Raw genomic sequence first — 22,889 nt, 5'->3', positions numbered from 1 at the left:
CTGCCGGTCGTGACGGGTGAGCAGCCGGCGGCGCCGGAGACCGAGCGGACCAGGGCGTCCGGCGCTGCCCGGCGGACGGCGCCCGAGCCTGCCCGGGACCGCCGACCGGCCGCCGACCCCGTCGAGTCGGCCGTGCCGGACCGGGGCACCGTGCGGCTCGCGCTGACCGTGGGCGGGCTGGTGCTGGCCCTGCTGGCCGGCTTCGGACTCGGCCGGGTGAACAGCGGCGACACTCCGGCGGCCGGCGGTGGCGCGCCGCCCGCGACCAGCGCCGGGGACCACACGCATCCGCCGGGGACGGGGCCGCACGAGCATCCCGCCGGGGCGCCCGCCGGACCGGGCGGCGGTGCCGAGCCGGGCGGCCTGAGCGTCAGCACCGCCGGCTACACCCTGGCACCGACCAGCACCACCCTGACCGCCGGCCGGGCCCAGGACTTCCGGTTCCAGGTGCGCGGCCCGGACCGCCAGCCGGTGACCGGGTACGCGGTGGTGCACGAGAAGCCGCTGCACATGATCATTGCCCGTCGGGATCTCAGCGGCTACCAGCACCTGCATCCGACGATGGCCCCCGACGGCACCTGGAGCGTGCCGCTGACCCTGCCGTCGCCGGGCATCTGGCGGGCGTACGCCGACTTCACCGCGCTCGACGCCAGTGGCGGGCAGCTGCCGCTGACCCTCGGGGTGGACCTAGTGGTCGCCGGCGACTACGCCCCCCGACCGCTGCCGTCGCCAGCCCGGGAGGCGACGGTCGACAAGTTCACCGTCACCTACGAGGGCACTCCGCAGGTCGGGGCCAGCCAGCCGCTGCTGTTCCGGGTCTTCGCGGGCGGCAACCCGGTCACCGCCCTGGAGCCGTACCTCGGCGCGTACGGGCACCTGGTGGCGCTGCGCGAGGGCGACCTGGGCTACGTGCACGTGCACCCGGAGACCGAGCTGGCGGGCGGGGCGGTGAAGTTCTGGCTCGCCGCCCCGAGTTCCGGGCGGTACCGGATGTACCTCGACTTCCAGGTGGCCGGCGCGGTGCACACGGCCGAGTTCACCCTGACGGTGCCCTGAGGCCGAACGGGCCGACCGGGTCAGCCGGCGCGGCGGACCTGCCGGTGGGCGAGGTAGCGCAGCATGTCCCGGATCAGCTTCTTCTCCTCCGGCGGTACCCCGGGATCGGCGAGCCGGGTCATGATCACCCGGAGGTCGGCCTCCACCGGCGACTCGATCCGGTCCCGCCGGGGCGGGCCGGGCTGCTCGCCGTCGGGCAGGCCGAGCGCCCGGAAGGCCACCCCGACGGGTACGTCCAGGGCGGTGCAGAATCCGCGAACCTTGGCCAGTTCCGGATAGTCCTGCCAGTCCCCGGCGAGCCAGCGGAACAGGGTCGAGCGGCCCACGCCGGTGTGCGCGGCGACGTCGCTGACGGTCCAGCCGCGCTCGCTCTTGGCGTCGTCGATGGCCCGCCGGACGAAGCGGGCGAAGGCCGCCTGCGGCGAGTCCTGTGCGGCACCGATGCTCAGCGGAAAACCCTTTCGCCCGGACCTCGGGTGGCCCTTCGAGAGTAATCCGCGAGCCCGTCCGGCAACCCGACTGATCGCACCCACCCCGCCCGTACCATCGGTCGGCCGGCATCGGCCCCGGGTACCCGATCGTCCGGAGAGTTCCGCCGGTACGGCCGATGAACCGCCGGTCGGCGCCCCGGCCCGGGGCCGTCGCCGGGGCGGGCGGTGCGGGTCAGGGTGAACCGAGCAGGGTCTGCAAGCGTGGCGTGAGCTGCCAGTCGCCGATCAGTGCCCGGTAGTCGTCGCGCTGCCGGTCGGTCGGCTCGGCGCCGGTGTGCCGGGCCCGGAGCAGCAGGTTGCGCGGGGTGTGCTGCGAGTCGACGAACTCCACCACCTCGACCCGGTAGCCGTGCAGCCGGAGCAGCGCCGCCCGCAGCGCGTCGGTGAGTACGTCGGCGAAGCGCTCCCGGAGGATGCCCTGCCGGACCAGCGCGTCGTACGGCCCCGGGGCCGGGTGTGCCCGCAGTTGCGCGGCGAGGTCGTGGTGGCAGCACGGGGCGGCGAGTATCCAGCGGGCACCCCAGCGCACCGCCCGGGCCAGCGCCTCGTCGGTCGCGGTGTCGCAGGCGTGCAGCGCCAGCACCAGGTCGGGGGCGGGTTCCACGGTCGCCTCTGCGATGGTGCCGGCGACGAAACGTACCCGGTCGGCGTAGCCGAGTCGCTCGGCGAGCGCGGTGTTGCGGCGCCGCTGGTCCTCGCGTACGTCCACGCCGACCAGTTCCACCTCGATGCCCCGCCCGGCGAGGTACCGGTACGCCGCGAAGCTGAGGTAGGCGTTGCCGCAGCCGAGGTCGACCACCCGGAGCGGGCCGGTCAGCTCCTCCGGCAGGGTGGCGGCGAGGGCGCGCAGGAACGCGTCGACCTGCCGCCGCTTGGCCGCGCTGCCGCCGATCTCGGCGAAGAGCGGGTCACCGGGGTCGATCAGGTGCTCCCGGACCCGGTCGTGCGAGCCGACCGCCGCCCCGGGCCGCTGCGCGGCGACCCGGTGCAGTTGTGCCTCGCCCCGCTTGGTCACCCGCAGTTGCAGGGTGGCGGTCTCGGTCTCGACGTGCCAGTTGCCGAAGGGTTCGGCCAGCAGCGCGTCGACCGCCGCGTCCGCCTCCGGGCCGGGGGAGACGTTCCGGGTGAACGGTCGGGCGCCGTCGTCGGTGACGATCTGGAGCCGGGCGCCCGACTTGAGGGCGACCGGGCGCAGTTCGGCGCGTACCACGGTGGGGAGCTGCCCGCGCCGCCGCCCGGCGGCGACGGCACGGGTCAACCCGGGATCGAGTAGCAGCGCCCGCACCTGCGCGAGCGCCGCGTCGAGCTGTTGCGGCATCTACTCGCCGGCGGGGGCGTCGCCACCGGCGCCGGAACCCCGGCGGCTGCGGCGGCGCCGACGGCGCGGCTTGGCGGACCCGTCGGCGTCGACCGCGGTCGACGCGCCGCCACCGGTGCCGGCCTCGGTCGGGGTCACCCCGGCCTCGACCGTCTCCGGCGTGCCCTGCGAGCCGGTGACGACCTCGCCCGCCCGGCGCCGGCGCCGCTGCCGGCGGCGCGGCTCGTCCTCGCCGCCGACCTCGGTCTCCGGCACGGTCGGGGCGGCGGTGCCGGCGCTGCGGCTGCCGCCTCCACGCCGGTCGCGGGACCGGCCGGCGCTCTCGCCGCGCCCCGGCCCGCGTCGGCCACCGGTGCTCCGGGACCGGCCACCGAGATCCTCCTCGACCTCGGCCGAGAGTCCGGCCCGGGTCCGCTCGGCGGAGGGCAGGGTGCCGGCGACGTCGGTCGGGATGTCCAGGTCCGTGTAGAGGTGGGCGGAGGTGTGGTACGTCTCCGGCGGCTCCGGCATCTCCAGCCCGAGGGTCTTGTCGATGATCCGCCAGCGGGGCATGTCGTCCCAGTCGACGAAGGTCACCGCGACACCCGTGGCGCCGGCCCGACCGGTACGGCCGATCCGGTGCGTGTAGGTGTCCTGGTCCTCCGGGCAGTCGTAGTTGATCACGTGGGTGACGCCGGTGACGTCCAGTCCCCGGGCCGCCACGTCGGTGGCGACCAGAATGTCGATCTTGCCGGCCCGGAACGCCCGCAGCGCCCGCTCCCGGGCGCCCTGGCCCAGGTCACCGTGCACGGCCGCGACCGCGAAGCCCCGGAAGTCGAGATCCTCGGCGACCCGGTCGGCGGCCCGCTTGGTACGGGTGAAGATCATCGTCAGGCCGCGTCCCCGCGCCTGCATGATCCGGGCGACGATCTCGACCTTGTTCATCGAGTGGGTGCGGTAGACCAACTGCTCGGTCTGCGGCGACGGCCCGGTCTCGGCGGTGTGCCCGGCGTGGATGGTCACCGGGTGCCGGAGGAACCGGCGGGACAGCGCGACGATCGGGTCCGGCATGGTGGCCGAGAAGAGCATCGTCTGCCGGTCCTCCGGCAGCATCGCCAGGATCTTCTCGACGTCGTCCAGGAAGCCCAGGTCGAGCATCCGGTCCGCCTCGTCCAGGACGAGCGCGTGCACCCGGTCCAGCCGGAGCTGCTTCTGCTTGGCCAGGTCGAGCAGCCGACCCGGCGTACCGACCAGGATCTCGATGCCCTTGCGCAGCGCCTCGACCTGCGGCTCGTACGCCACGCCGCCGTAGATCGGCAGCACCCGTACGCCCCGGGTCTTGCCCGCCGCGGCGAGGTCCTTCGCCACCTGGAGCCCCAGCTCCCGGGTGGGTACGACGACCAGCGCCTGCGGCAGCCCGTCGCTGCCCTCGCCGGGCGCGAAGACCCGCTCCAGCAGCGGTACGCCGAAGCCGAGGGTCTTGCCGGTGCCGGTCGGCGCCTGGCCGATCAGGTCGGTGCCGCGCAGCGCGATCGGCAGGGCGTATTCCTGGATGGCGAAGGCGCGGGTGATCCCGACCGCCTCAAGCGCCTCGACGGTCTCCCGCCGGGCGCCGAGTTCGGCGAAGGTGGGTGCCTCCGGTCGGACCGGTGCGTCGGCGGCCAGTGCCTGGCCGGCCATGATGTTTTCGATGTGATCGCTCATGTGGTTGTGGGGGTGCCCTCTCGTGGTGCGCCCCGTTCGTCCGTAGGGCGCGATTCTGGTATGGCGCGGGCCACACGGTCGACGGCTGAACGCCGAGTAGAAGACCGGGCCGCACGCGCGCGCCGCAGAGCAGAATTTCCGGTAATGGTGGAGACCCTCCGGACCTCTGCCTCCTTCGGCAACTGATCCATGCTACCTGAGCCCGGCAAACGACGTCTCCAGTCCGGGGACACCACCGGCGACCGGGGTCCGACGATGTGACATCCGTTACACATCCGATCCGCCGGGTCACCGACCGGTGAGCGCGGGCCGGCTTGGCGGGTGCCGGTGCCGGCGCGGTGCCCGGTGCGGGTGGTCCGGCGGTACCCTGCGGGCGTGTCCGCCCCCGCAGAGCCCGCCCCCGTCCCGTCCCCCGCCCGGCAACCGGCCGTACCGGGCGCCGTCGTCGACCTGCTCGGCCTGGTCGCGTACGGCGAACTGATGGCTTTCGACCGGATGGCCGCCGACGCCCGGTTGGCGCCTGATCTGGCCAGACGTGCCGTCTTGAGCGAAATGGCGGCGGTCGAGATCGCCAACTACCGGCGGCTCGCCGACCGGCTGACCGAACTCGGCGTACCGCCCGGCGAGGCGATGGCCCCGTTCGTGCCGGCGCTCCAGTCGTACCACGACTCGACCGAGCCGAAGGACTGGCTGGAGGCGCTGACCAAGGCGTACGTCGGGGACGCCATCGCGGACGACTTCCTCCGGGAGATGGCGGCGCTGCTGACCGAGCCGGACCGGCAACTCGTGCTCGACGTGCTGCACGGCTCCCGGTACGACGAGTTCGCCGGTCAGGAGATCCGGCTCGCCATCCAGGCCGACCCGAAGGTCGCGAACCGGCTCTCCATGTGGGCCCGGCGGCTGGTCGGGGAGGGACTCTCCCAGGCCGGACGGACCGCCGGCGAGCGGGCGGCGCTGACCGCCCTGATCGCGACCGGTTTCGACGACCAGGTGGGGGTGCAGGCGCTGTTCAAGCGGCTGACCGCCGCGCACACCGCCCGGATGGCGGCGGCCGGGCTCAACAACTGACCCGGCGCCGCCCGGCCGGACGACCGACCCGGCTACGGGTCAGCCGGTCGGGCTGCGGCTACCGCTCAGCGCGCCGAGCCAACGGCTGCCGCTCAGCGGGTCCGGCTCAGCGGGCGACGAAGCCGACCGCGCGGGGCGAGGCCTCGGCGATCTCGACGTAGGCCACCTTGCCGACCGGCACGATGACCCGACGGCCCTTCTCGTCCGTCAGTGACAGCGTCCCGTCGTTGGTGCTGAGGGCGTCGGTCACGATCTGCTCGATCTCGGCCGGCGTCTGCGCGCTCTCCAGGACCAGTTCGCGCGGCGCGTACTGCACGCCGATCTTGACCTCCACGTGGCCTCCTCGTTCGGGGCGAAAGATCCGCCGTCGGAAAGGCTATCCGATCCGCGCCGGTTACGTTCAGGCTGACTCGCCCTGCAACGGAAAGCTCGCGATTCCCCGCCAGGACAGGCCGGTGAGCAGCGCCTCGGCCTCGGCCTTCGGCACCTGCCGCCCGCCCGCGAGCCAGAACTGGGCCGCGGTCTCGGCCGCGCCGACCAGCCCGGAGGCGAGCAGTTCGGCCCGGGACCGGCTCACCCCGGTGTCCGAGATGATGGTGTCGGTGATGGCGGCGATGCAGCCCTGCTCCACCCGCTCGACCCGCTCGCGTACGGCCGGCTCGTTGCGCAGGTCCGACTCGAACACCAGCCGGAACGCGCCGCTCTCGTGGTCGACGAAGTCGAAGTACGCCCGGACGGCGCCGCTGACCCGCTCCTTGTTGTCGGTGGTCGCGGCCATCGCCTCCCGGACCTTCGCCACGATCGCGTCGCAGTGCGTGTCCAGCAGCGCCAGATAGAGCTCCAACTTCCCGGGAAAGTGCTGGTAGAGAACGGGCTTGGAGACACCGGCCCGCTCGGCGATGTCGTCCATCGCGGCCGAGTGGTACCCGTGGGCGACGAACACCTCCTGAGCCGCCGCCAGCAGTTGCTTACGCCGTGCCGAGCGCGGCAGACGTGTTGGGCGGCCGGCCGTCTGCGCGCCGTTTCCCACCTGGGTCATGGTCACCTCCGCTTCACCTCGCACGCCCTCGACCTCATTCCGACCGGAGCAGGGATCGATCACTCGACCGCCGAATTAGCCCGCCGCTGTAACTTATCGGCACTGCCACCACACGGTAGCCTCAGCGGGGGCGACCAAGGAGCGCACGGTGGACGAAACAGGGCAACCCGGAGCCCCCACACCGGGAGAGCACGGCAACGGGGCAGGTCCGCACGGTGACCCGGCCCGCCCGGCCAACGGCTGGGCGGCCGACCCGGGCTGGTCCGGCGCCGAGACCGGCGTCGATCCGAGCGGACGGCCGTGGCACCAGGCGGTCGAGCCGGTGGCGAGTCGCGGCTGGGGGGACCACGCCGCCTACAGCCCCCGACCGCTACCGGCGTCACCCGGCATCCCGATCCGCGAGCTGCGGCAGCCGGTCAACGGCGTGCACCTCGGCGAGGCGCCCGAGCCGGAGCGCGGCTGGAGCGGCGGACCCGGCTACCCGTACGAGCCGGAGGGGGGCGACCCGGCCGGCCGGCAGGCGGCCGTACCGGACTTCCCGAGCGGCGCCGGCCCGGACTACCCGGGACAGCCGGGGCCGCTGCCACCGGCCGAGCCGGATCTGTCCGGTACCGCCCGGCACGCCTTCGGCGAGGCCGGTTACGGGGAGCCGGAACGCGCCGGGATCGGGCCGGCCAGCCAGCCACCACGCTGGGGGGAACCGGCGCAACCGGTCCACCCGCATCCGACCTCGGCGCCGCCGGCAGCGGTCTCCGGACCGCCCAGCGCCGCGCCGGTACCGCCGGTGGTGGCATCCGGCCCGCCGGCCGCCGTCTCCGGCCCGCCGGCCGCCGTCTCCGGTCCACCGGCCGCCGTCTCCGGGCCGCCGCTCGGGACCCCCGGGCAGCTCGGCGGCCCGACGTCACCCGAGCACCTGGTCGCGGCGGACTTCGAGCGCGGTCGCGGCTTCCGGTCGCCGTCCGAGCACGACCACCCGCCGGTGACCGAGATGACCGCCCTGATGCCCGCCGTACCCCGGCAGCCGGACCGTTCCGCGGCCCCGCCGGCCGGTCCGGAGCAGGCCGGACCGGCGGCACCGGGCTGGCGTCCGGCCGAAGCGGACGAGCGCGGGCCGGCACCGGCCCCGCCGGCCGACCTCCGTGCCCAGGAGCCGGCGAACTGGTCGTCCGGCTGGGCCCCGCCGTGGGCCCCGGCCACCCCGGTGCCGGAGCCGGAGGGCGGCCGGCACCCGGAGAGCCAGTACCCGGCCGAGGCCGTCGCACCGGCCGAGCCGCCCCGGGAACCCGAGAACCCCGGCGGACGGGAGCAGCACTGGTCACCGAGCTGGGCCGACCAGTCGGCGCAGCGGGTCGCCGAACCGCCCACCGGGCCGATCGCCCGGGAGGGCGCCGTCCTGTCGCCGCTGACCGGGCCGGGCTTCGCGGCGGGTCCGGCGGCCACCCGGAACGCCCCGACGGCGCCCGAGACCGTGACCCGCCGCGCCACGCCCAACGAGCACACCGGCTACGCCGGGCCGGCCGCGCCCGGGCCGGAGAACCCCGGCTACCTGCCGGGCGGGCCGGAGAACCCGGCCTACCTGCCGCCCGGGCCGGAGGCGCCGGGCTACCTGCCGGGCCCCGGCGGACTCTCCGGTCCGCCCGGGCCGGAGCACTCCCACTACCTTGCCGGCCCCGCCGGCCCGGCCCCGTCGGGCCCGGGCGCCGAGCCGCCGGCCCCGCCACCCGGGTCGGACCCGGCCGTGGAACCGACCGATCACCCGGCGGCCGGACCCACCCCGGGCGCCGATCCCGCCGGCCGCCCGGCCGGGCCGCCCGGCCCGGCACCGGCCGTGGAGCCGACCGGCTATCCGCCGGCCGCCGAGCCGGTCGGCTACCCGCCGGTCGGGCCGGCGACCGGCTACCCGTACCGGCGGGAGGCCCTGGCGTTGCCGACCGGGCCGAGCTACCCCGGTGCGCCGTACCGCTATCCGGAGCCGGTTCCGGCGGAGCCCGCGCCCGCCGCCCGGCCGGCGGACCCCGGTGACGTGTTGCCGCAACGCGTACCGGCCGAGCCAGACGTGCCCACCGTGCCGGAGCCACCCGCCGTGGAGCCGCCCGCCGAGACGCCCGAACTGGCCCGGATCGCCACCCATCTGCGTCGGGAGGACGGAGCGGCACAGCTGCGCGAGCGACCGGACGGCTTCGACGTCAACGCGATCCTGGACGCGGTCCGGGGAGTCGCCGGGGTACGGGACGCCTCGCTGCGTACCACCCCGGCCGGGGCGCACAGCCTGCGCCTGGATCTCGCCGACGGTGCCGATCCCGCCGAGGTGAGCCGGCACGTGGCGCGGCTGCTCCAGGAACGGATGGGGCTCGCCGCAGCCCCGCAGAACCTGCCCACCGGGCCGGCACCGACCCCGCCGGGCTTCGCCGGGACCGCCGCGCCGACCCGCCCCGGGCCGGCGCAGCCCCGGCACGCGCCGCCGGCCGAGCCGGAACCGCGGACCGAGCCGGCGACCGAGGAGCCGCGTCGGCGGCACCAGGCGCCGGGTCACCGGGGCCGGGCCACCGTCGGCGAGCCGGCGACGGTGGCGCCCCCGGAGGGCGGCCGGGGCGGGTCCCCGCTCGGCGCCAGCTCCAGCACCGCCGGCAACTCCAGCACGGTCGGCAGCTCCTACTCCGGCAGCCCGGTGACCACCACCGAGACCGCGCCGTCCCGGCCGCTCAACCCGGGCTCGCCACCCGGCCCCCGGGTAATCATCGATCACGTGCAGGTGAGCACCTTCGGGCTGGACGCCACCGTCGAGGTACGGCTCGCCGCCGGGAAGCAGCCGGCGGCCGGGCTGGCCACCGGGCCCGCCGTCGACGGGTACGTGCTGCGGCTCTGTGCCGTGGCTGCGGCCGCCGCCATCGACGAGCTGCTCAGCGCCTCCACCCGGGTCACCGAGCGGGGCCGCTGCTTCGTCGAGCACGCGGCGGTGGTGCCGTTCGGCAGCTGCGAGGTGGCCACCGTGGTGGTGCTGCTGGTCTGCGACGGCTGGGTCGAGCAGCTCGCCGGCTCGGCACTGGTCTCCGGCGACCCGCGACAGGCGGTGGTCCGGGCCACCCTGGCGGCGGTCAACCGCCGGCTTGAGGCGTTGCTCACCTGACCCGACGCCGTTGAGGCGTTGCTCACCCGAACCGATCGCGGGCGGCTCCGATCAGCGGTGCAAACGGAGCAAACCGGGGCGGAGGCATCCGATCGATGCCTCCGCCGGGGACCCCTTCCGGCCTGGTCGGGTTCGGCCCGGCCCCGCGATCGTCGTACCGGCGGCACACTTGACCGATGAAGCGTGCGCTGCTGACGGCGGACGAGTCGATCGCCCCGGACGAGATGCCGCCGCCCTGGCCCGGCCGGGGCGTACGGATCGACGGCTCGATCACCTACGTCCGGGAGACCCCCGCCACCCGGGAGGGCGCCGAACCGGCGCTCTACGTGCACGGGCTGGGCGGCTCGGCCCAGAACTGGACCGACCTCGCCGGCCTGCTCGCCGACCGGCTCGACGGGCACGCGATCGACCTGCCCGGCTTCGGGCGGAGCGACCCGGCCCGGAAGTACACCATTCCGGCCTTCGCCGACCGGGTGATCCGGTACATCGAACACTCCGGTCGGGGGCCGGTGCACCTCTTCGGCAACTCGCTCGGCGGAGCCGTCTCGGTACGCGTCGCCGGGCTCCGCCCCGACCTGATCCGTACGCTGACCCTGGTCTCACCGGCGATGCCGTTCCTCGACCCGCGCCGGTCGCTCCAGGGCCGGTTGGTCCCGCTGCTGGCGGTGCCCGGGGCGGAACGGTTCGCGTCGCGCTGGCTGACCCAGTTGCCGCCGGAGGAGATGGCCCGGCAGGTGATGGAGGCGTGTGTCGCCGACACCGACCGGATCTGTGACCAGCGCCGCCTGGAGGCGATCGAGGAGATCCGGATCCGCTACACCGCCGAGCACTACGCGGCGGCCTACCTGCGTACGCTGCGCGGGCTGGTCGGCAGTTTCGTCCGGGCGTACCTGCCGGGGTCCGGCTCGCTGTGGCGGATCGCCGGCCTGGTCACCGCGCCGACGCTGGTGATCGGCGGCGGCCAGGACCGGCTGGTCGACGTCCGGGTACCGGCCCAGGTGGCCCGGGTGATCCCGGACAGTCGACTGTTGATGCTGGCCGGCGTCGGGCACGTCCCGCAGATGGAGGTGCCCCGGATGGTCGCCCGGGCGGCGCTGGCGCTGCTGGACGAGGTCAGCCCGCTGCCGACCGCACCCCGCTGACCGTCCGCCCGTCGAACCGTTTGCCCGCCGACTCCGGTGGGTGATCCCGGGCCATGCGTGCAACCGGGCGGGTGGGTCAGGCGTACTAAGTAAGCGTGTGGAACAGAGACCGTCGCCGCCCCCCGGCACCGGGTGCCGCAGCACCGGCCGCCGGCTCGGCGCACCGGCGACGTACCCGGCGGTTCCGGCGCGGTCGGGTGCTGGCGGTGGTGCTGCTCGGGGTGGCCGGCGCGGTCGGGGTGCTCGGGATCCTGGTGCCGCCGGCCGAGCGGCTGACCGGGGACGATCCGAGCGCCGCCGCCCAGCCGGCCGGACCGGCGACGCCCTCCGCCGTCCCGACACCCACCCCGACGCCCACTCCCACGCCGAGCCGGGCACCGGCACCGGTGCTGCGGCTCACCGATCCGGTGCCGTCGACCGGGCCGGGCAGTTTCAGCTACGCGACCGGGCGGGGCGAGGTGCTGGGCCGGGCCGGTACGGTGCGCCGCTACCGGGTGGCGGTGGAGCGCAACGTCGACGAGCACGTCCCGGAGTTCACCGCGAAGGTCGACGCCGCGCTGGCCGACCCGCGCAGTTGGATCGGCAGCGGGCGGCTGCGGTTGCAGCGGGTACCGGACAGGGACAGGGCGGGGCACGACTTCACGGTCTACCTGGTCACCGCCGGTACCGCCCGGGAGATGTGCGCCGCGTCCGGTGTGGACATCCGGGTCGGTGGCAAGCCGTACACCTCGTGTCGGGGCAGCGGGCGGGTGATCATCAACCTGGACCGCTGGATGCGCTCGGTCCCGCACTACGTCGAGGCCAGGGTGCCGCTGGACCGGTACCGGACGTACGTGGTCAACCACGAGGTCGGGCACGAGTTGGGGCACGGGCACGAGCGCTGTCCCCGGGCGGGTCGGGCCGCCCCGGTGATGATGCAGCAGACGCTATTCCTCAACGGCTGCGTGCCGAACCCGTGGCCGTACCTGAAGGGGGAGCGGTACGAGGGTCCCTCGCTCTAGGTCCCTTGCTCCAGGCCGGGGCGGAAAGCGGTTCTGGACGCTGACCCGTCGGCATGGAAGGCTGAGGCCCGCCATGACGAATCCGGCAAACCCTCCCGACCATGGCCGTTTTCCCGCGCGCTCCGGCGGCCGGCTCGAACGGCACCGGGTCGCCGCCGCGCAGGCCCGCCGACGGCGCCGACGTACCGTCGCGCTGGCGCTGCTGGCGGTCGCCGCCGGCCTGCTCACGGTCGGGTTGGTGCAGACCCGGCCGGGCGGCCCGGGGTCGACCGTGGCGGCGGCCGGCCGGGACGGGGTGGTCGCCGGGGCGAGCACCGGGGCCGGGCGCGGCGGTCCGACGACCGACCCGGGCGCCGGCTATCCGACCACCGGTCCGGGTTCCTTCGGGTACGCGGCCGCCGGCCGGGTGCTCGGCAAGGCGGGTACGCTGCGTCGCTACCACGTCGCCGTGGAGCAGGGCATGGGGCAGGAGGTGGCGCCCTTCGCCGCCGCCGTCGACGCGGTCCTCGGCGACCCGCGCGGCTGGACGGCCTCCGGGAAGCTCCGCCTCCAGCGGGTGGCCAAGGCGACGAAGGCCGAGTTCACCGTCTTCCTGGCCACGCCGGGGACCTCGGAGAAGATGTGCGCCACCGCCGGGCTGCACACCGAGCGGTACGGCTCGTGCCGGCTGCCGGGGCAGGTGGTGCTCAACGTCGCGCGCTGGCTGACCGCGGTGCCGGACTACGGTGCGGCACTGGAGGTCTACCAGGCATTCGCGCTCAACCACGAGGTCGGGCACGAGTTCGGCGAGGAGCACCAGGGCTGCCCCCGGCCGGGTGCACCGGCGCCGGTGATGCTCCAGCAGACGTACGGGCTGCGTGGCTGCGTGCCGAACGGCTGGCCGTACGTGGACGGGCAGCGGTACGTCGGTCCGCCGATTCCCTGACCCGCGCCCCTATTCCCCGCTCCCGGATTTCGGGCAGGTGTTTCAGCTCATGGTCTATCCGCGCTCCGGCGAGGAAGAATGGCCAGACATGCCACTGTCGATGCGCTCAGCCGCCGGCTGAGCGAGGATCCGAACCGGGGAGTCCACCGTGTCACTGCCCCCGCTCGTCGAACCCGCCGCCGAGCTGACCGTTGACGAGATCCGCCGCTACTCGCGCCACCTGATCATCCCGGACGTCGGGGTCGAGGGGCAGAAGCGGCTGAAGAACGCCCGGGTGCTCTGCGTCGGCGCCGGCGGCCTCGGCTCGCCCGCCCTGTTGTACCTGGCCGCGGCCGGGGTCGGGACGCTCGGCATCATCGACTTCGACACCGTCGACGAGTCGAACCTCCAGCGCCAGGTCATCCACGGCGTGTCGGACGTCGGCCGGTCCAAGGCCGAGTCGGCCGCGTCGAGCATCCGGGAGATCAACCCGCTGGTACAGGTCGAGATCCACAACACCGCGCTGGACCGGGACAACGTGCTGGACATCTTCCGCCAGTACGACCTGATCGTCGACGGTACGGACAACTTCGCCACCCGCTACATGGTCAACGACGCGGCGGTACTGCTCGGCAAGCCGTACGTCTGGGGGTCGATCTACCGGTTCGACGGGCAGGCGTCGGTCTTTTGGGCCGAGCACGGCCCCTGCTACCGCTGCCTCTACCCGGAGCCGCCGCCGCCCGGCATGGTGCCGTCCTGCGCCGAGGGCGGGGTGCTCGGCGTGCTCTGCGCGTCGATCGGCTCGATCCAGGTGACCGAGGCGATCAAGCTGCTGACCGGGATCGGTGAGCCGCTGGTCGGTCGGCTGATGGTCTACGACGCGCTGGAGATGTCGTACCGGAAGATCAAGGTGCGCAAGGACCCGAACTGCGCGCTCTGCGGGGAGAACCCGACCGTGACCGAGTTGCTGGAGGACTACGAGGACTTCTGCGGCGCGGTCTCGCCGGAGGCCGAGGAGGCGGTGGTCGAGTCCACCATCACGGCCCGGGAGCTGAAGGACTGGCAGGACGCCGGCAAGGACATCTTCCTGGTCGACGTCCGGGAGCCGGCGGAGTATGAAATCGTCCGCATTCCGGGTGCGACGCTGATCCCGAAGGGCGAGATCCTCTCCGGTGCCGCCCTGGCCTCGCTGCCGCAGGACAAGCAGATCGTGCTGCACTGCAAGTCCGGGGTACGGTCCGCCGAGGCGCTGGCCGCGCTGAAGGCCGCCGGTTTCCGGGACGCGGTGCACGTCCAGGGCGGCGTGCTCTCCTGGATCAAGCAGATCGACCCGTCGCTGCCCGCCTACTGATCGACGCCGGGCCCGGCCCGGCACCCCGACGCGGGGCAGTTCCGTTTCCGGAGCTGCCCCGCGTCGCGTTTCTTGCAGCACTCTTGCTGTGCGATGTAGTAGATGTACTATCTCCTCGCGTAGAGATTAGATGAGGGGGTGTAGATCTATGACCATCGCCGAGACTCCGGGCCGGACCACCGAGCCTGCCGGGTCACCGGTCGAGCAGCCCGTGCTGGACGTCCGCGATCTGCGGATGCGTTACGGCAGCACCGACGTGCTGACCGGGGTCACGTTCACGGCCCGCCCCGGTGAGGTGCTGGCGCTGCTCGGCCCGAACGGCGCCGGCAAGACGACCACCATCGAGATCCTGGAGGGTTTCCGGATGCGGTCGGCCGGCGACGTCACCGTGCTCGGCGTGGACCCGGCGCACGGCGACGAGCGGTGGCGGGCCCGGCTGGGCGTGGTGCTCCAGTCCTGGCGCGACCACGCCAAGTGGCGGGTACGCGAGCTCCTCGCCCACCTCGGCTCCTACTACCAGCCCTACTCGACCGACCGGATCCGCCGGCCCTGGGACGTCGACGACCTGATCGACGTGGTGGGGCTGAACCCGCACGCCGCCAAGCGGGTCGGCCAGCTCTCCGGCGGGCAGCGGCGCCGGCTGGACGTCGCGATCGGCATCGTCGGCCGCCCCGAGCTGCTCTTCCTCGACGAGCCCACGGCCGGGTTCGACCCGGAGGCCCGGCGCGAGTTCCACGACCTGGTGCACCGGCTCACCGACCTGGACCAGACCACGATCCTGCTCACCACGCACGACCTGGACGAGGCGGAGAAGCTGGCCGACCGGATCCTGATCCTGGCCGGCGGCTCGATCATCGCCGACGGCTCGGCCGAGCAGCTCTCCCGGCGGATGTCCTCGGAGGCCGAGGTCAAGTGGAGCCGGGACGGGCAGCGGTTCGTGCACGCCACCGCCGATGCCACCCGGTTCGTCCGGGAGTTGTTCCAGCAGTACGGCGACGCTGTCGCCGACCTTGAGGTCAGGCGGGCGAGTCTGGAGGACACCTACATGGCACTGGTCCGCGAGGTCGAGTCCGGGCGGAGTCTCGCCACGCTGCGCGAGTTCGAGGAGGCGGGCCGGTGAACCCGACGGTGGTCGCCCTCCGGGCCGGGGTACGGCGGGGCTGGATCGAGGTACGGCAGAGCTTCGTCAGCGTGCAGGACCTGTGGAACTACTTCTTCCCCAACGTGTCGTTCCTGGTCGTGATGTTCTTCATGCGGGACGCCACGGTGCCCGGCACGAACTTCTCGCTCGGCGCCCGTACGCTGCCCAGCGTGCTCGGCGGCGGGTTGGCGTTCGGGGCGCTGGTGACGATGATGATGGCGCTCACCGTGGAGCGTGAGGACGGCACCCTGCTGCGGGCCAAGGCGATCCCGAACGGGATGCTCGGCCATCTGGTCGGCAAGGTGGTGCTGGTCTCCGGGATGGCACTGGTCAGCTCCGTCATCCTGGTGGTACCGGGAGTGTTTCTGGTGGACGGCGTGGCCCTGCGCGGTCCGGGCGCCTGGCTGACCCTGCTCTGGGTGCTCGTGCTCGGTCTGGTCGCCTGCCTGCCGCTCGGCGCGATCCTCGGCTCGCTCTTCGACAACCCCCGCAACGTCGGGGTGATCATGCTGCCTATCATGGGCCTCGTCGCGACCTCCGGGATCTTCTATCCGATCACCTCCTTCCCGGTCTGGTTGCAGTGGATCGGTCAGGCTTTCCCGGTCTACTGGCTGGGCCTGGGTACGCGGTCGGCGCTGCTGCCGCCCGAGCTGGCGGCGGTGGAGATCGGCGGGTCCTGGCGGCACCTGGAGACGTTCGGCATGCTCGCCGGCTGGGCCGTACTGGGCCTGGTGGTGGCGCCGATCGTGTTGCGCCGGATGGCCCGGCGGGAGTCCGGTTCGAGCGTCGCCGCTCGGAAGGAGAAGGCGATGCAGAGGATCAACTGATGAGCGAGGCGATCTACAACCGCATCGCGGTGCTCCGGGCCGAGCGCGGGATCTCCCGTCGGGACCTCGCCGACGCCCTCGGGGTGCACTACCAGACGGTCGGCTATCTGGAGCGTGGCGAATACAACCCGAGCCTGCACCTGGCGCTGCGGATCGCGCGGTATTTCGAGGTCCCGGTGGAGGTGGTCTTCTCCACCGAGCCCTTCCCCCGGATCGGCGCCGCCGAACGGGCCACCGCCTGAGCCGCCGAACGGGCCACGGCCTGAGCCGGCGGTGCGGGGGCCCGGCGGCCGGCGGCGGCGGTCAGACCAGCAGCACGAGGTCGTCGCGGTGCACGACCTCGCGCTCGTAGCCGGGGCCGAGGGCGGCGGCGAGTTCCGAGGTGGAGCGGCCGAGCAGGCCGGGCAACTCCACCGCGTCGTAGTTGACCAGTCCCCGGGCGACCGCCGCTCCCGCGTCGTCCACCAGGTCCACCGGGTCACCGGCGGTGAAGGCGCCGTCCACCGCCGTGATCCCGGCCGGCAGCAGCGACTTGCGCCGGGCCACCACCGCCTGCACCGCACCGGGGTCGAGGTGCAGCCGCCCCCGGGGTGAGGTCGCGTGGGCCAGCCAGAAGAGCCGGGCCGCCGGGCGTTGGCGTACCCGGTGGAAGAAGGTGCCGACCGGCTCGCCGGCCAGCGCCGCCGGTGCCAGCGGCGCGGCGGTCAGCACCACCGGGATGCCGAACCCGGTGGCGATCCGGGCCGCCTCCACCTTGGTGACCATGCCGCCGGTGCCGACCCCGGCCCGGCCGGCCCGGCCGATCGCCACCTCGGCGAGATCCTGCTCGTCGCGGACCTCCTCGACGCGCGCCGTGCCGGGACGGGCCGGGTCGCCGGTGTAGAGGGCGTCCACGTCGGAGAGCAGCACCAGCAGGTCGGCGTGGACCAGCGCCGCCACCAGGGCGGCCAGCCGGTCGTTGTCGCCGAACCGGATCTCGTCGGTGGCCACCGTGTCGTTCTCGTTGACGATCGGCACCGCGCCGAGGTCGAGCAGCTTGCGCAGCGTGCGGTAGGCGTTGCGGTAGTGCGCCCGCCGGGTCACGTCGTCGACGGTGAGCAGCACCTGCCCAACGGTGCGGCCGTGCCGGGCGAAACCGGCCGAGTAGCGGCCGATCAGCAGCCCCTGCCCGACGCTCGCCGCAGCCTGCTGGGTGGCGAGGTCACGCGGGCGGGCGGCCAGCCCGAGCGGGGCCAGGCCGGCAGCGATCGCCCCGGACGAGACCAGCACCAGCTCCCGCCGGTCCGCCGGGACGACCCGCTTGCGGCCCACCCCGGACGGTCGGGCACCGGGCTCCGTCACAGGGGCGCCGGCCGACCCGCCGGTCAGCCACCCGGCGAGTACGTCGGCCAGCGCGTCGACCCGCGTCGCGTCCAGGCCACCGGCGGCGGTGGTCAGCGAGGACGAGCCGACCTTGACCACGATCCGGCGAGCTGTGGTAACTGCTTCCCGCACCCGCCCATTCTGCGGTGCCCGGATCGGCCCGCCCCGCCGGCCCGCCCCGCACTCCCATATCGTGGCAGCTCATGACCCCCGAGGAGTACGTCGAAGAGGTGCTCGCGCTGGTCGAGCGGATCCCGCCCGGCCGGGTGATGTCGTACGGCGCCATCGCCGACCACCTGGCCGACCGGTCCGGCCGGGCGTCGGCCCGGCTGGTCGGCTCGATCATGGCTCGGCACGGCGGCGGAGTGCCGTGGCATCGGGTGGTCAACTCGGCCGGTCGGCTGCCACCGGGGCACGAGTCCGAGGCCCGGGCCCGGCTGCTGGCCGAGGGGACCCCGCTGCGCGGCGCCGGAGTCGACATGGCGGCGGCCGACTGGCAGCCGGCCGACTGACCCTGCTGACCGCCCGTCGCCGCGGTCCGCTCTGGCGGGACTCATTCCTCGCCGTGCCGGCGCCGCTCGATCCAGGTGAGCAGAATCTCGGAGATCACGTCCATACCCGCGCCGTCGGGACTCTCGTCGTCGGCGTAGAGCCGGTCGAGCATGGGGCGTACGTCGCGCAGCGGATCGGGTTCGTCGTCGGCGTCGTACCCGGTGACGCCACGGATCACGCCGTCAGACCCCGGGTGCGTCATAGCCCGCCACCCCCACTCCGCGCAGCGGTGAACTTCCTATCCCGGCGGTGGCGCCGAAGATCGTGGCGATGGCGCCACGTGCCGTGATCAGGGTCCAGCTGAAGTACCCGATGTACTTGACGAGTTTGAACATCTCGAACGCCGCCGCCGCCTCGGCGAAGGGTCCACCCTTCCGCCGGGCCAGCAGGATCAGCGCGGTGTCGATCGCCATCTTGATGGTGTCGACCACCAGCGATGCGGTGTACATCGCGAACTCGGCGAACTCCTGGTACGTCTGATGCAGCTTGGTGAACCGCGACAGCATGTCCTTGAAGACGTTGGCGAGGGCCTGGAACGTCGCGTACGCCGCCTCGCTCGCGCTGCCCTCCCAGGCCCGGTCCAGCGAGGCGAGTCCCCGGTCGATGTTCTTGCCGATCCGCTCCAGCGCCTCGCCGATGGCGCGCCAGGCTCCGGCGGCCTTGCTGTACGCCTCCCAGTTGCCGGCGAAGAACCGGCCCGCCCTGTCCAGCGGATTGACCCCGGTCACCTCCTGGATGAAGTTGAGCACCGTCCCGCTGATGCTGATCGAGTCGCCGATCTTGTCAAGGATCTTGGTCGGGTCGGAGAACTCCTGGTAGGAGGGGGTTCCGACGAGTACGTCGAGCGGGTTCATGTAGTCGGCGAAGCCGGAGTGGCCCGCCTCCCAGCCCTCCCGGGCGGTCGGGTTGCTGTACTGGCGCTCGAAGCGCTCCTTGGCCGCCTGGTCGCTGCCGTCGTAGAGGGTGGCGGCCTTGGCCAGTTCCGCCGCCGAGCCGCGCAACGCCCGGCCCAACTGGGTGATCAGGTTCTCGGCGTCGGCGTAGAACCGGTCGTGGAAGTTCAGCGCCTTCGCCAGCAGCCCCTCCGAGTCGATCGCCCGCATCTCCGCGCCGCACCACTGCCGCAGGTACGCCAGGACCTTGTCGTTGTGCTCGGCGTTGCGGTTGAGCAGGGCCACGTACCCGCGCAGGTCGGCGGTCTTCACCTTGACCGTCATCGCTGGACCTCCTCCTCCCGAGCCGCTGCCATCGCCTCCCTGCCCTCGACGCGCAGCCGCTCCCGCTCCGCTTCGGAGAGCCCGTGCCACCAGTTCGTGTGCTCGTCGGCCCGCCGGGCGAAGACCTCGCCGTAGACGCTCGACGCCGCAGCCTGGTAGAGCGTGATGTTGCCGTCCAGCACGTCGCGGGCCATGTCCCGGGCCAGCGGGTCACGGTCGTCGCGGGCCTGCTCCGCCAGAGACTCCCGCAACAGCCGGTCCGCGACCGGGTCCCGCAGGTTCGGCAGCAGCGGCCTATCCATGGCGTACCCGCCGATCCGGCGCCGGGCGTCGGCGATCACGATCCCCCGAGTGCCCTCCGCCACCGGCCGAATCCGCTCCGGCCGCACATGACCTGTTCCGGACCATCCCGTTCTCCACTCCTGCCCGTGCCCTCGAATGGGAGGCTAGGGCGGAGGCCGGAGGCGCCGTGACGGTCGTTCGCCCCACAGTCCCGGGTGGACCCGTCGCGGCAGGCCGCCGCTACAGCTCGTCGAGCCGGACCAGGCCGTCCTGGATGGCGCGGGCCACCAGGGCGGCCTTGGTCGAGGCCGGGCGACCCGCGTTGGCGTACCTGATCCGGACCCGGTCGATGTAACTGTTGACGGTGCGTACCGAGAGGTTGAGCTTGCGCGCCACCATCTCCTTGGACTCGCAGGCGAACCAGTTGACCAGTACGTCGGTCTCGCGCGGGGTGAGCCGTGGCCGGTCCGACCGGTTGTCGGTGCCGATCGCGCGGGCCATCGCCGGTGGCGTGTACGGCAGGTTCCGGCTGGCGGTCTGGATCGCCTGGACCAGGTGCTTCGGTCCCTCGGTCTTGACCAGGCAGGCGAAGGCCCCGAGGTCCAGACAGCGCAGGATGGTGTCCCGGTCCTCGCGCATGGTGTAGACGATCACCGAACGGCCGGCGTCGACGAGTCGTCGCAGGTCGGGATAGGCCGGTACCTCCCGGTTGAGCAGCAGGTCGAAGACGACGACGTCGGCGGAGAGGCCGGGCTCGGTCCAGGCCACCGCCGGAGTCGTACCCGAGTCGAGGACCTCGATCGGCGGGTCGGCCGCGGCGCACCAGGCACGGATGCCGGCGACGATCGCCGGGTGGTCGTCGACGACCACCGCCGTGGTCAGCTCTTCGCCTGCCATCTGGCCTCCACCCACACTCTCGACCCGTCGACGAGCCGGGTGACGGTCACCCCGTCGGTGCCGGCGGTGTCGTCGGTGCCGTCCATGCTGTCCGTACCGGCGGGGCCGGCGGTGCCGGCGGGGCCGGCGGTCGCGGCCGCCGGGTCGCCGCCGGCCGGCTCGTCGATCCCAGAGTCGGCGATCCCAGGGTCGGCGACGACGCTCACGGTGACGCCGCCGGGGGAGCCGAGCAGCGTCACCCGGACCTCGGAGGTCGCGGTCCCGACGATCCGCAACGCCGGCTCGGTCAACGCCCGGCGGGCCGCCAGGGGCGGAGTCGGCCACTCCCCGCAGGTACCGAGGTAGACCGCGACCCCGGTACGGTCGGCCAGGTCGAGACAGGCGCGCAGCTCGTGCAGGAGCGGATCGACCACCTCGTCGTGCTCCGCGAAGAGCCGGCGCAGCCGGGCCGCCGCCACGGCGTACCGGCGACGTACCCGCTCGTCGCGCAGGTCGGCCGAGCCGGTGCTCAGCTCGGTCAGCAGGGGTACGCAGGTGGTCGCGAGGTCGGCGTAGCGGGCCCGCCGGTCGGCGTGCAGGTGTGCCGCGATCGCCTCGGCGGTGCGTACCCGCGCGGCGTCGGCCGAGGCGGCGGAGGCGGTCGCCACCAGCCCCCGCAGCGTCGCGGCGCCGGCCAGGACCGGAAGCTGGCAGCCGAGCACGATCGCGGCGACGACGACCAGGTCGGCGATCTCGTGCGCCTGCCCGACCAGGGCGAGCTGGGCGAAGCTGGCGACGGTGTGCGCGCCGAGGAAGGTGGCCGTGGCGGCGACGCCGTGGTCGACCAGCAGGAGCAGCCCGAACCAGCCGATCACGCCGAAGGACCACTCCTGCTCCGACATGAGCGCGTCGGCGGATATCCCCGTGACGGCCAGCGCCGATGCCGCGACCACCGCCGCCAGCATCGCCCAGCGGGCCCGGCCCAGCGAGCGGTTCCGGACGATCCGCACCCCGGCCAGCCCGGCGACGGCGGTCAGCAGCCCGAAGGCGAGGACCTGCTGTGCCAGGCTGCGGTAGGTCTCGGCGTGGGTCAGCAGCAGCGGCAGGGCGAAGCCGAAGAGCGCGGTGACGGCGATGGCGAGGGTGGCCAGCCGGAGCCCGTGCAGGAGCCTGCCCACCGGAGGGTGCCCGGCCGGCTCAGCCATCCGGCACCTCCAGCCGGATCCGGGTACCGGCGCCGGGCGCTGCGGTCACCACCGCCCGGCCGCCGACCCGGGCCATCCGCTCCCGGATGGAGTGCGAGAGCCCGCGCCGCTGTCCGGGTACCCGCTCCGGGGCGAAGCCCCGGCCCCGGTCGACGACCTCCACGAGGGTTCGGCCGGCGCGGCGCCGTACGACGAGTTCCGCCGTCCCGACCCCGGCGTGCCGGCCGACGTTGGTCAACGCCTCCCGGACGGCGGCACCGATCGCGCTGGCCCGGACCGTCGGCAGCAGGAGCATCGGTGGCGACCGCAGCTCCACCGCCACGGCCGCGTTCCGGGCCACCTCGCGCAGCGTCCGCACCAGGTCAGTGCTGGTGTCGGGGAGGTCCGGGCGGCCGGAGATGGTCGCCAGGTCGCGGCCGGCCTGCGCGGCGAGCCACGGCTCGGTGCCGTCGACCATCCGCGCGCCGACCGCGAGCAGGGTACTCGCGGCGGTGTCGTGCAGCACCGCGAGATGCTCCCGTTCGTCCGCCCACCGTGCGGCGGCCACCGCGGCCTCGGAGCGGGCCCGTTCGCGTTCCCGGACGGCCAGGTCGGTCTGCCGGGCACCGGCCCGGACGAGCAGGAACAGCACCCGGGACAGCCCGGCCTCCACGAGGGTCCAGAGCCCGACCGGCGCGGACTCCGACCAGGTCCCGGGCGAGGCGAGCGCGTTGCCGGCCAGGTGTGCCAGCACGATCGCCGTGGCCAGCAGCGCGCCCCCGGCGGCGGTACCGAGCCACTGGTGCGCCACGGCGGTGATCGCGGCGACCGCGAGGACCCAGTTGGTGCTGTCGGCCAACGCCTCCGGCGGCACCGTCCAGCGCTGTGTCAGGCAGAGCAGCACGATCAGCAGGGTGTCCACCGGCAGCAGCCAGCGGCGGGAGTTGGCGCGCAGGTACAGCACGCTCCAGGCGCAGAGCGTCAGGAGAACACCGCCGACCAACGCCCGCCGCTCCGGGGCCGACTGGAAGAGCGCGGCACCGCCGGCACAGGCCAGCGTCGCGCTGCGGATGACGACCGCGTAGCGGCGGCCGAGCCGGCGCAGCCCGCGTTCCGTACCGCCGATCCGTCGGGTGTCGTCGGTCGCCGGCCCGCCGACGCTCTCTCCGACGCCGCCGGAGGGGTCTGCGCCGTCGTGTGTGTCTGGTGGCGGTGCCGGCCGTCGCCAGCGGTCCCGCACGGCCCTCACGCCCCGATGGTAGTGCGGC

Annotated in this window: 23 protein-coding genes; 11 read left to right on the top strand and 12 right to left on the bottom strand. The window is 73.9% G+C overall.

Going from position 1 to position 22,889, the window contains the following annotated elements; genetic code table 11:
• The first annotated feature begins 9 nt into the window (after positions 1-9).
• Positions 10-1,056, top strand: coding sequence for a hypothetical protein (locus tag C6361_RS27090; protein WP_369930560.1), 1,047 nt, complete (start codon positions 10-12; stop codon positions 1,054-1,056).
• Between the two features lie 20 nt (positions 1,057-1,076).
• On the opposite strand, the gene C6361_RS27085 is transcribed toward C6361_RS27090, so the two are convergent.
• The 3 genes from C6361_RS27085 to C6361_RS27075 form a co-directional block, all read right to left on the bottom strand.
• Positions 1,077-1,499, bottom strand: coding sequence for a helix-turn-helix transcriptional regulator (locus C6361_RS27085; protein WP_107264264.1), 423 nt, complete (start codon positions 1,497-1,499; stop codon positions 1,077-1,079).
• Positions 1,500-1,719: 220 nt separating this feature from the next.
• Positions 1,720-2,865, bottom strand: coding sequence for an SAM-dependent methyltransferase (locus tag C6361_RS27080; protein WP_107269414.1), 1,146 nt, complete (start codon positions 2,863-2,865; stop codon positions 1,720-1,722).
• Positions 2,866-4,548: a DEAD/DEAH box helicase gene (locus C6361_RS27075; protein ID WP_107269413.1), complete on the bottom strand. Its 1,683-nt coding sequence runs from the start codon at positions 4,546-4,548 to the stop codon at positions 2,866-2,868. It lies immediately after the preceding gene.
• A gap of 375 nt (positions 4,549-4,923) precedes the next feature.
• On the opposite strand from C6361_RS27075, the gene C6361_RS27070 reads away from it, so the two are divergent.
• Positions 4,924-5,616 carry a ferritin-like fold-containing protein gene (locus C6361_RS27070; RefSeq protein WP_234359027.1) on the top strand — a complete coding sequence of 231 codons (693 nt, stop codon included), beginning with the start codon at positions 4,924-4,926 and terminating at the stop codon, positions 5,614-5,616.
• A 106-nt stretch (positions 5,617-5,722) separates the two neighbouring features.
• Here the strand turns inward: C6361_RS27070 and C6361_RS27065 are convergent, their stop codons facing one another.
• Complete coding sequence (locus C6361_RS27065; protein ID WP_101368237.1) at positions 5,723-5,950, bottom strand: DUF3107 domain-containing protein; 228 nt, start codon at positions 5,948-5,950, stop codon at positions 5,723-5,725.
• A gap of 66 nt (positions 5,951-6,016) precedes the next feature.
• Positions 6,017-6,655 (bottom strand): TetR/AcrR family transcriptional regulator, encoded by a 639-nt coding sequence (locus C6361_RS27060; protein WP_107264262.1) that lies wholly within the window; start codon positions 6,653-6,655, stop codon positions 6,017-6,019.
• Positions 6,656-6,803: 148 nt separating this feature from the next.
• On the opposite strand from C6361_RS27060, the gene C6361_RS27055 reads away from it, so the two are divergent.
• From C6361_RS27055 to C6361_RS27020, 8 genes are all read left to right on the top strand, one after another.
• Positions 6,804-9,782, top strand: coding sequence for a hypothetical protein (locus tag C6361_RS27055; RefSeq protein ID WP_107269412.1), 2,979 nt, complete (start codon positions 6,804-6,806; stop codon positions 9,780-9,782).
• A 176-nt stretch (positions 9,783-9,958) separates the two neighbouring features.
• Entirely contained in the window at positions 9,959-10,924 is a 966-nt protein-coding gene (locus C6361_RS27050) for an alpha/beta fold hydrolase (RefSeq protein WP_107269411.1), read from the top strand.
• 95 nt (positions 10,925-11,019) lie between these two features.
• Complete coding sequence (locus C6361_RS27045; RefSeq protein ID WP_107269410.1) at positions 11,020-11,925, top strand: DUF3152 domain-containing protein; 906 nt, start codon at positions 11,020-11,022, stop codon at positions 11,923-11,925.
• A 73-nt stretch (positions 11,926-11,998) separates the two neighbouring features.
• Positions 11,999-12,850 carry a DUF3152 domain-containing protein gene (locus tag C6361_RS27040; protein ID WP_107269409.1) on the top strand — a complete coding sequence of 284 codons (852 nt, stop codon included), beginning with the start codon at positions 11,999-12,001 and terminating at the stop codon, positions 12,848-12,850.
• 127 nt (positions 12,851-12,977) lie between these two features.
• Positions 12,978-14,180: an adenylyltransferase/sulfurtransferase MoeZ gene (moeZ, locus tag C6361_RS27035; protein ID WP_199853565.1), complete on the top strand. Its 1,203-nt coding sequence runs from the start codon at positions 12,978-12,980 to the stop codon at positions 14,178-14,180.
• A gap of 148 nt (positions 14,181-14,328) precedes the next feature.
• On the top strand, positions 14,329-15,300 hold the full coding sequence (locus C6361_RS27030) for an ABC transporter ATP-binding protein (RefSeq protein WP_107269408.1): 972 nt from the start codon (positions 14,329-14,331) through the stop codon (positions 15,298-15,300).
• The gene (locus tag C6361_RS27025) at positions 15,297-16,148 is read left to right on the top strand and encodes an ABC transporter permease (protein ID WP_107261058.1); all 852 of its coding nucleotides are present in this window, start codon (positions 15,297-15,299) and stop codon (positions 16,146-16,148) included. Before C6361_RS27030 ends, C6361_RS27025 begins: the two co-directional genes overlap by 4 nt.
• Entirely contained in the window at positions 16,148-16,390 is a 243-nt protein-coding gene (locus C6361_RS27020) for a helix-turn-helix transcriptional regulator (RefSeq protein WP_107261056.1), read from the top strand. The genes C6361_RS27025 and C6361_RS27020 overlap by 1 nt, the downstream gene beginning before the upstream one ends.
• A 61-nt stretch (positions 16,391-16,451) precedes the next feature.
• Here the strand turns inward: C6361_RS27020 and proB are convergent, their stop codons facing one another.
• On the bottom strand, positions 16,452-17,642 hold the full coding sequence (proB, locus tag C6361_RS27015) for a glutamate 5-kinase (protein ID WP_107269407.1): 1,191 nt from the start codon (positions 17,640-17,642) through the stop codon (positions 16,452-16,454).
• A gap of 71 nt (positions 17,643-17,713) precedes the next feature.
• On the opposite strand from proB, the gene C6361_RS27010 reads away from it, so the two are divergent.
• Positions 17,714-18,022 (top strand): MGMT family protein, encoded by a 309-nt coding sequence (locus C6361_RS27010; RefSeq protein ID WP_107269406.1) that lies wholly within the window; start codon positions 17,714-17,716, stop codon positions 18,020-18,022.
• Between the two features lie 41 nt (positions 18,023-18,063).
• On the opposite strand, the gene C6361_RS37195 is transcribed toward C6361_RS27010, so the two are convergent.
• The 6 genes from C6361_RS37195 to C6361_RS37190 all read right to left on the bottom strand — a co-directional run bounded on the left by C6361_RS37195 (position 18,064) and on the right by C6361_RS37190 (position 22,870).
• Positions 18,064-18,240 carry a hypothetical protein gene (locus C6361_RS37195; protein ID WP_159079495.1) on the bottom strand — a complete coding sequence of 59 codons (177 nt, stop codon included), beginning with the start codon at positions 18,238-18,240 and terminating at the stop codon, positions 18,064-18,066.
• Positions 18,241-18,244: 4 nt separating this feature from the next.
• On the bottom strand, positions 18,245-19,279 hold the full coding sequence (locus C6361_RS27005; RefSeq protein WP_107261050.1) for a WXG100 family type VII secretion target: 1,035 nt from the start codon (positions 19,277-19,279) through the stop codon (positions 18,245-18,247).
• On the bottom strand, positions 19,276-19,644 hold the full coding sequence (locus C6361_RS27000; protein ID WP_107269405.1) for a hypothetical protein: 369 nt from the start codon (positions 19,642-19,644) through the stop codon (positions 19,276-19,278). Before C6361_RS27000 ends, C6361_RS27005 begins: the two co-directional genes overlap by 4 nt.
• Positions 19,645-19,801: 157 nt before the next feature.
• Positions 19,802-20,458, bottom strand: coding sequence for a response regulator transcription factor (locus C6361_RS26995; RefSeq protein WP_107269404.1), 657 nt, complete (start codon positions 20,456-20,458; stop codon positions 19,802-19,804).
• Positions 20,440-21,642: a hypothetical protein gene (locus C6361_RS26990; protein WP_159079494.1), complete on the bottom strand. Its 1,203-nt coding sequence runs from the start codon at positions 21,640-21,642 to the stop codon at positions 20,440-20,442. Before C6361_RS26990 ends, C6361_RS26995 begins: the two co-directional genes overlap by 19 nt.
• Positions 21,635-22,870, bottom strand: coding sequence for a sensor histidine kinase (locus C6361_RS37190; RefSeq protein ID WP_159079493.1), 1,236 nt, complete (start codon positions 22,868-22,870; stop codon positions 21,635-21,637). Before C6361_RS37190 ends, C6361_RS26990 begins: the two co-directional genes overlap by 8 nt.
• Between the last annotated feature and the right edge of the window lie 19 nt (positions 22,871-22,889).

Source organism: Plantactinospora sp. BC1, assembly GCF_003030345.1.
Classification (GTDB): Bacteria; Actinomycetota; Actinomycetes; order Mycobacteriales; family Micromonosporaceae; genus Plantactinospora.
This window is presented reverse-complemented; position numbering and strand designations above follow the sequence as displayed.